Source organism: Stenotrophomonas sp. P5_B8 (assembly GCF_054049855.1).
The window spans coordinates 1-7,905 of sequence record NZ_JBFULO010000166.1; the positions used below are offsets into that span (position 1 = coordinate 1).

The window sequence follows — 7,905 nt, forward strand, 5'->3', positions numbered from 1 at the left end:
TGTCCAGCATCGTGTCCAGCACGTAGCCTTCCAGCTCCATCGTGCGCAGCGGGCGCGGCAGGAATGCCTGCAGGCGTGCCTGCTCGCTGGCATTGAGCGCACTCAGCGCGTTGCCGCGGCCGGCCGCGCAGTTGGCGGCGGCGCCGGTGCGACGGCAGACGTCGTTCCACAGCGTCTGCAGGTCATCGCGTTCGTCCAGCGTCAATGGCAGCGAACGGCCGAGGTTGTTGCTGATGGTGTGGGTCAGCGTGGTCTGCCAGGTGCCGAATGTGTAGCGGCCCTGATGGCTCAGCGCCAGCTGGTCGCGCTCGTAGCGCTGGTAGGCGGTATAACCCACGCGCGGCTGAACTACGCGGCGGGTGAGGGTGCCGGTGCCGTTCGGATGGGGAACCGTGGCGTTGCCGACGCGCCACAGGCTGGCCAGGCTGTCCAGGGTGCCGGTCTGGCCCTGGCTGTTGTCGTATTTCTGCCGCGACACGTCGTAGTCCAGGGTCAGGTCGTGATCGTCGTTGATCGTCCAGTTCACGCGCACGCCGGTGTTCCAGTTGGTATTGGCCACCGCCTTGCCGCCGCCACCGAAGCCGATGCTGCGCTCCCACAGCGTGCCGTCCGGCAGCGGCAGGTCGTCCCATTCCGGGTTGGAGGCCTTGGCGTCGTAGTAGCTGCCACGCACCGCCAGGCCCAGGCGATCTTTGACGAGCGGTCCGGTCAGGTACACATCGGTGGTGCGCGCATCGCCGAACTGGTCGTCCTGCTGCACGGTGGCGCCCTGGGTGAGCGAGCCGTGCCAACTGTCCTGGTTGCGCCGGGTGATGATGTTGATCACCCCGCCCATCGCGTCCGACCCGTACAGGGTGGACATCGGGCCACGCACCACTTCGATGCGCTCGATCGCATCCAGCGGCGGCAGGTAGGAGAACTGGCCGCCGCCGAAGTTGTTCGGGTAGAGCTGGCCGACGTTGCTCTGGCGGCGACCGTCGATCAGCACCAGGGTGTACTCCGACGGCATGCCGCGCATGGAGAGGGTGGCGCGGCCGTTCTTGTCGGTGGTTTCCATGCCCACATCGATGCCTTCCACGTCGCGCAGCGCGTCGACCAGGCTGGTGTAGGGCCGCTTGCTCAGCTCTTGGCGACTGACCACGCTGATGCTGGCCGGGGCGTCGGTGATTTTCTGTTCGAAGCCGGCGGCGGTGACCACGACCTTGTCCAGCGTGGTCGGTGCGGCGGCGTCGCCGTTGGCGAAGGCGGGCGCGCTGATCGCGCCGAGCAGGGCCAGGCTCAGGGCGTGGCGGGACAGGGACATGCGACGACGATGGCGTTGGGCCATGGGGGTAACCTCGAAAAGGAAAGACGAACGCGGGACGCCACGACCGGCGGTCGCAGCGCTGCAGGAATCAGGGAAGTGCCCGGGAACAGGCAGGTGTCGCCATCGACGGGGGGCGCGTCACTACCGCGACGCGCGTGTCGGAATCAGCCCTGCGGTGGGGCTTGTCCGCGTTGAACGCGCAGGCCGGGCGCAGCCGGCAGCGGAATGGCAGGCGCCGAATCCACCGACGGGGCCACCTGCGGCGGCAGGTCGACCCAGGTCGCCAGCAACCGGTCCAGCGCGTCGGGCAAGGCCGGCGGCAACGGTGGCGGGGTGTTGGCCGGACGCACGCTGGTGAGCCGACGCGGTTTGGCCGCTACTTCTTCCTGCGGCGTGGTTTCACCGCCACCGCGACGTTCTTCGGCCGGCAGCTGCAGTACCAGCGCGGCACTGCCCGGCAACGCCCGGTCCAGCACCGGCAGGGCGGTGAACAGCATCGCCAGCAGGCCCAGCCATGCCAGCACGCTCGCCAACGCCGGACGCTGCCCGCGCACGGCGGGGGCGAAGTTGCGAAGGCGGTGCGGGTGGCGCAAGACGGAATCCCTGCTCAAGCGTGTTGGGTGGGGAACATGACGCTCCCGATCACGAGCGGACCTCGATGACGCGGCGGAGTGTAGTGAGATCCGTTCGCGGACGCAAATAGGAATGATTTGCGAATGGCTGGGTAACGATCTACGGCGCCGAAGGCGGATCGACCAGCGCCCGCAACGCGGCATGCGGCGAGGCCGCGAGGGTCGGGCGGAGGTGGGCAAGGAATGATGGGCTGCCATGGGCCAGTGCGCGTTTCAGCCACGCCGTGGCTGCATCGACCTGACCCGCCGCCAGCAACACCGAAGCATGGCTGGTCTGGCCGCGGAAGTCGCCGGCTTCGGCCGAGCGCAGGTACCACGCCGGTGCCGCGGCCGGATCCGCCGCCACGCCGATGCCGTCTTCCAGGCAGCGGCCGACCAGGTTCATCGATTTGGCATGGCCCAGTTGCGCGGCCCGCAGGTACAGCGCAAACGCGGCGCGGTCGTCGCGGAGGACGCCGCGGCCGGTGCCCAGCAGGTTGGCCAGGTTGTATATCCCCCAGTCCAGGCCGCTGTCGGCCGCCTTGCGATACCACACCGCCGCCAGTTCCAGGTTCTGCACGGTGCCGCTGCCCAGCTCATGGCAGCGCCCGAGCATGTTCATGGCGATGCCCAGCCCGCCGTTGGCGGCGCGCTCGAACCAGAGCACGGCGGCGGCCGGATCCTGCGGGATGCCGCGGCCTTCCATGCAGGCCTGGCCGAGCAGGAACTGCGCCTGCACGTCGCCGCGTTGGGCGATCGGGATCAGCGTGGCAAGTGCGGCGGTGGGGTCGTGCTGCAGCTGCGCGGCCAGCGCGGTGGCATCCAGTGCGGGCGGGGTCGGCTCAGACATCAGCCCACTGCCGCAGCAGGTTGTGATACACGCCGGTAAGGTTCACCAGCGCGGGATGGTCGGGGTGGTCGTGGGTGAGGCGCCGGATCGCGTTGTCCATGTCCCACATCAGGCGGCGCTGCCCGTCGTCGCGCAGCATGCTCTGGATCCAGAAGAACGAGGCCAGTCGCGTCCCGGCGGTGACCGGAGTGACCTGGTGCAGGCTGGTGCCGGGGTACAGCACCATGTGCCCGGCGGGCAGCTTCACCCGCTGGGTGCCGAAGGTGTCCTCGATGACCAGTTCGCCGCCTTCGTACTCGTCCGGATCGCTCAGGAACAAGGTCGCCGACACATCGGTGCGCACCGGTTGCGGTTGCCCGGCCACGCTGTAGTCGTAGCGCACCGCGTTGTCGATGTGGAAGCCGAAGGTCTGGCCGGGCTGGTAGCAGTTGAACAGCGGCGGAAAGATCCGTCGCGGCAGGGCGGCCGAAAAGAAGCTGCTGTTGCGCCCGAGCGCATCCAGGATGGTCGAACCCACCGCGCGCGCGGCCGGGTCGGACTCGGGCAGCTGCAGGTTGTGCTTGGCCTGCGCGGACTGGTAGCCCGCGGTCAGCCGTCCGTCGGTCCAGCCGGCGGTGGCCAGCTGCTTGCGGGCCAGGGTGACCTGCTCGGCGCTGAGGACGTCGGGGATGTGCAGCAGCATGATCGGCTCCAGCCCCTCCCGCACCGGAGCGCGGGAGGGAGCGTATCGCTTAGAACGTGAAGTTGAAGGCCAGCGTGGCCGAACGACCCGGCGCGATGGCAGCGTAGTGCGAAGCGTACGCCTTGGTGAAGTAGGTTTTGTTGGTCAGGTTCTGCACGTTCAACTGCAGGCTGTAGCGCTCGCTGAAGGCGTAGCCCACCATCGCATCCCAGCGGATGTAGGACGGCACCCACTTGGTGTTGTTGACGTTGCCGTAGACCTTGTCCACGTAGTTCGCGCCGGCGCCCAGGCTGAGGCCTTCGACGAACGACGGCGCCCAGGTGGTCCACAGGCTGGCGCTGTGTTTGGCGGTGTTGGGGAACTGGTTGCCGTTGAACGGCGAGGGCACGTACACCCCGTTGACCAGGGCAAAGCCGTTGTCCTCGACTACCGCGTCCAGGTAGGTATAGCCACCAAACACCTGCCAGCCCTGCACGATCGTGCCGCTGAAGCCGATCTCGGCGCCCTTGACCTTCTTGCTGCCCGCGTTCTGGGTGGTGCCCGCATCGCTGGTGACGCGCGCGTTGGTCATCTCGGTTTCGAAGATCGCACCGGTCAGCGACAGGCGCGCATCGAACAGGTCCCACTTGGTGCCCAGTTCGATGTTGCGGCTGCGCTGCGGCTTGAGATCCTGGATGGTGGCGCTGATGCCATCGGCGCCATCACCGCCGTCGGTGCCCACCGGGGTGGAGGAGGTGCCCCAGGACAGGTAGATGCTGCCGTTTTCCACCGGCTTGAAGACCAGCCCGGCCTGGCCGTTCCAGAACGAGGTGTCGTTGCGCAGGTGCTGCAGGTTGGCTGCGGCCGTCGGGTTGAACTGGTGGGTGCTGTAGTCGTCGAAGCGCGCGCCCAGGTTGAGCATCCACTGCTCGCTGAAGCTGATGGTGTCGAACACGTACGCCGACTTCGTGCGCGTGGTCTGGCGCACGTCATTGGCGGGGTTGCTGCGGGTCACGGTGTGCAGCGACGCCCACGGATCGTTCGGGTTCGGGTTGGTCAGGTCGGTGCAGTTGTAGCCGGTGGCCGCGCCGGTCGTCGGGCAGCTCTGGTTGCCGGTGATCGGGTTGTTGGTGCCGCCGGTGGTCTGTCCGTTCGGGCGACGCACCTCGCCGATCAGGTAGTTGCCGCGCACGGTCTTCTCGCTGCTGTATTCCACGCCGGCGTTGAAGCTGTGGCGCAGCGGGCCGGTCTCGATCTCGCCGGTCACGCTGGTCTGGTTGATGAAGCTGTCGGTCTGCGTGGCGCGCGAGTTGGTGCGGCGCCAGACCGTGCCGTACAGGTTCGGATTGCCCTTGCTGTCGTCCGGCTGGGTCCACAGGTAATCGTTGCGGGTATCACCGTAGCGGGTGATGTTGCGCAGCACGATGCCACCGAAATCATGCGACAGGTTCAAGGTGGTGATGTCGGCGCGGGTCTTCTGGAAGTCACGGTCGACCAGGCCGTAGAACGCGTCGCGGTTGGTCACGATCGGGCTGCCGTCGCCGTTGAGCGCCAGGTTGGCGCCGCTGGTGAACGGGTTGCTGTACGGGAAGCCGCCGGCGTCGGGCAGGTCGTCGGTTTCCATGTGGTAGTGGCTGATCACCCCCTGGGTCGGACCGTTGAGCCCGAACGCCAGCGACGGCGCGATGCCCCAGCGGCTGCTGTTGACTTCATCACGGCCGGCCACGTCGGCCTCGTGCTTCATGAGGTTCACGCGCGCGGCGATGCCGTCGCCGATGACCTGATTGGCGTCCAGCGTGCCGCGGTAGTAGTTGTCGGTACCGGCGGCCAGCGAGCCCTGCACGAAGTTGTCCAGCTTCGGGGTCTTGCTGACCAGGCTGATGGTGCCGCCGGCCGAACCGCGACCGGAGTAGGCCGAGCTGGGGCCCTTGACCACGTCGATCTGCTCGATCGCGAACACCTCGCGGGTCTGGCTGCCGGCATCGCGCAGGCCGTCCACGTAGATGTCCGAGGCCGAATCGAAGCCGCGGATGAAGGGACGGTCGCCGGTCGGGTTGCCGCCTTCGCCGGCACCGAAGGTAATGCCCGGCACGGTGCGCAGCGCGTCCAGCAGCGTGGTGGCCGCGGTCTGCTCGATCACCTGCTGGGAGATCACGCTGACCGACTTGGGCGTATCCAGCAGCGGCGCGGTGAACTTGGACGACTGCGCGCGCACGCGCTCGCCGTGCACGTCCACGCCGTCCAGTTCGGTCGCGCGCTGCGGCTCGGCGGCGGTGTCGGTGTCGGCATGGGCGATGGCGGGGGCGGCAATGGCCAGCAGCAGGGCGGACGACAACGGGGTCGGGCGAACGGTCATGGGAGGTCCTGGACGTACGGGCAAGGGCGGACCGGCAGGCGGTCACGGCGGCGAGCGGGTGGGAAGGTCGGGAAAGCGAACAAACGAACAGGCAGGGCCGCTGGCTGCGCAGGCGCAGACAGGGCGGGGCCGTCACGCGGGGCGTGCGGCGGGGATCAGGCGGTGGGAGGGGCGTGGCCCGGGTTGAGGCGCAGCGAAGGCTCCATCCGCTGCCAGCGCAGTGCATCGGCAGGCCATAGCGGAATCGCTGCTACCCACGCGTTGCGGCGCAGCGGGAACAGTGCGGCAGCGCTCCCGGGCTCGGTATCGGCACTCGCGTCGCTTTTGGCGCTGTTTTCGCTGGCCGGCGCATCAGGGCAGGGCAGCGAAGGCGCTTTCTGGCCGGTGTCGGTGGCCATCGCGGCGGCTTCAACCTGCTGCGCAAGCGGCCCAGGACCGTCCTGCACGCCGCGGGTGGCGCCCGTATTCAGCCAACCGGCGGCCAGCAGCACCACGCAGAACGCGGCCCACAGGGCGACAACATCGATGGCGGAACGGGTGAGAGACACGGGCGACCAGGCAGGCGCGGCCAGGCGGCCGCGGTGCACATGGTAATGCTAGCAATTCGCATTTTCAAAACGCCGGGCGTTCAGTCGCGGTCGTCGCGGGTCCAGACCCCGTCGTGTTCGCGCTTGACCGGGAACTTGGCCACCGGAGAGTAGGCCGGGGCGCACAGGGCGCGGCCGTCGCGGATATCGAAACGCGCTCCGTGCAGCACGCACTCGATGCTGGCCTCGGCGGTGTCGAACGTGCCCGAGGACAGCTCGAACTCATCGTGGGTGCACTGGTCTTCGAGCGCGTAGAGCTCGCCGTCCAGGTTGAACACCACGATCGGGGTGCCGGTGACCTCGTCGAAGGTGCTCTTCATTTCCCCGGCCAGCAGCTCGGCGCTGGCGCAGACGAAGGTCCAGGTCTCGCTCACGCCTGGACCGCCAGCGGCTTTTCCAGGATCTCGAAGCGCAGGTCGTCGCGCTTGGGCGTGCCGAAGCGCGCGTCGCCGTACGGGAACGGCTTCTTGATCCCGGTGCGCACGTAGCCGCGGCGCTCGTAGAAGGCGATCAGTTCCTCGCGCACGTCGATCACCGTCATCTGCATCACCGGCACGCCCCATTCGCGCGCGGCGTGGGCCTCGGCCGCATCGATCATCACCTTGCCGATGCCGCCGCCCTGCTGGGCCGGATCGACCGAGAACATGCCGAAGTACCCCTTGCCGCGGTCGTCGGCCACGTGCGCGCAGGCCAGCAGCTGGCCATCGCGCTCGGCCAACAGGATGGTGGAACGCGGGCGCGCCAGATCGGCCTGCAGGCTTTCGGCATCGATGCGCGCCCCATCCAGCAGGTCGGCTTCGGTGGTCCAGCCGGCACGGCTGGCGTCGCCGCGATAGGCCGAGGTGACCAGGGCAATCAGGGCGGGGATGTCGGCAGCGGTGGCCGATCGGAAGGTCAGGGTGCTCATGGGCACATTCTAGGCGGGGTGGGCGGTGGCGGGGAGGGGGCAGGGGAGGCAGGGCGAGGCAGGAGGAGGCGACGGGCGGTTGGCTGGCCGCTATCGGGGGACCGGTGATCGGCAATCGCGGAGCGGCACTCGGCGGAACGGCAAGCGGCGGAACGGCAAGCGGCGGAACGGCAAGCGGCGGAACGGCAAGCGGCGGAACGGCGGATCGTCGAATCGCCGGATCGCCGGATCGCCGGATCGCCGGATCGCCGGATCGTAGGATCGTCGAATCGTAGGATTGGTAGTGCCGAGCCATGCTCGGCAACCCGCAATGCGGCGTCGCGATCCGCTGGCGGTGAGCGACGCAGCGAAACGACAACGCTGTTTATGTCTCCTGTCCGTCTGCAATTGCCAGCACAGCTCTGAGACGGGCCGGATTTGACCGGTCTGATCCGACTGGAGAATGCCAGCGATGCGATACATGCCGATCTCGATGACCACCTTCACGATGTGTTTTGTCTTGAACTGGCCCGTCGCGACACGGGGTTTATCTTGGCATCGCGCCGAGACTGGATGACGACGTCGTAAAGCGACTTGTTTGCTAACCGTCATGGAGTGATTTGACCGACAAGTCGTCCGCAGCAAACG

General features: G+C 68.0%; 9 protein-coding genes. All 9 read right to left on the minus strand.

The window, feature by feature from the left end:
• Window positions 1–1,327, minus strand: a 1,327-nt coding sequence (locus ACXJKH_RS10830) for a TonB-dependent receptor plug domain-containing protein (protein ID WP_457319432.1), incomplete at its 3' end; no start/stop codon positions are given.
• 143 nt (window positions 1,328–1,470) lie between these two features.
• The gene (locus ACXJKH_RS10835) at window positions 1,471–1,899 is read right to left on the minus strand and encodes a hypothetical protein (RefSeq protein ID WP_256775746.1); all 429 of its coding nucleotides are present in this window, start codon (window positions 1,897–1,899) and stop codon (window positions 1,471–1,473) included.
• 139 nt (window positions 1,900–2,038) lie between these two features.
• Window positions 2,039–2,767 (minus strand): tetratricopeptide repeat protein, encoded by a 729-nt coding sequence (locus ACXJKH_RS10840; RefSeq protein WP_457319433.1) that lies wholly within the window; start codon window positions 2,765–2,767, stop codon window positions 2,039–2,041.
• Window positions 2,760–3,449, minus strand: coding sequence for a Fe2+-dependent dioxygenase (locus tag ACXJKH_RS10845; RefSeq protein ID WP_256775748.1), 690 nt, complete (start codon window positions 3,447–3,449; stop codon window positions 2,760–2,762). Before ACXJKH_RS10845 ends, ACXJKH_RS10840 begins: the two co-directional genes overlap by 8 nt.
• A gap of 49 nt (window positions 3,450–3,498) precedes the next feature.
• On the minus strand, window positions 3,499–5,784 hold the full coding sequence (locus tag ACXJKH_RS10850) for a TonB-dependent receptor (RefSeq protein ID WP_457319434.1): 2,286 nt from the start codon (window positions 5,782–5,784) through the stop codon (window positions 3,499–3,501).
• Between the two features lie 155 nt (window positions 5,785–5,939).
• Window positions 5,940–6,332: a hypothetical protein gene (locus tag ACXJKH_RS10855; protein ID WP_457319435.1), complete on the minus strand. Its 393-nt coding sequence runs from the start codon at window positions 6,330–6,332 to the stop codon at window positions 5,940–5,942.
• A gap of 80 nt (window positions 6,333–6,412) precedes the next feature.
• Complete coding sequence (locus ACXJKH_RS10860) at window positions 6,413–6,745, minus strand: non-heme iron oxygenase ferredoxin subunit (RefSeq protein WP_256775751.1); 333 nt, start codon at window positions 6,743–6,745, stop codon at window positions 6,413–6,415.
• Window positions 6,742–7,278 carry a GNAT family N-acetyltransferase gene (locus tag ACXJKH_RS10865; protein WP_457319436.1) on the minus strand — a complete coding sequence of 179 codons (537 nt, stop codon included), beginning with the start codon at window positions 7,276–7,278 and terminating at the stop codon, window positions 6,742–6,744. Before ACXJKH_RS10865 ends, ACXJKH_RS10860 begins: the two co-directional genes overlap by 4 nt.
• 90 nt (window positions 7,279–7,368) lie before the next feature.
• A partial coding sequence (locus tag ACXJKH_RS10870) for a hypothetical protein (RefSeq protein WP_457319437.1) occupies window positions 7,369–7,905 on the minus strand: 537 nt, incomplete at its 5' end.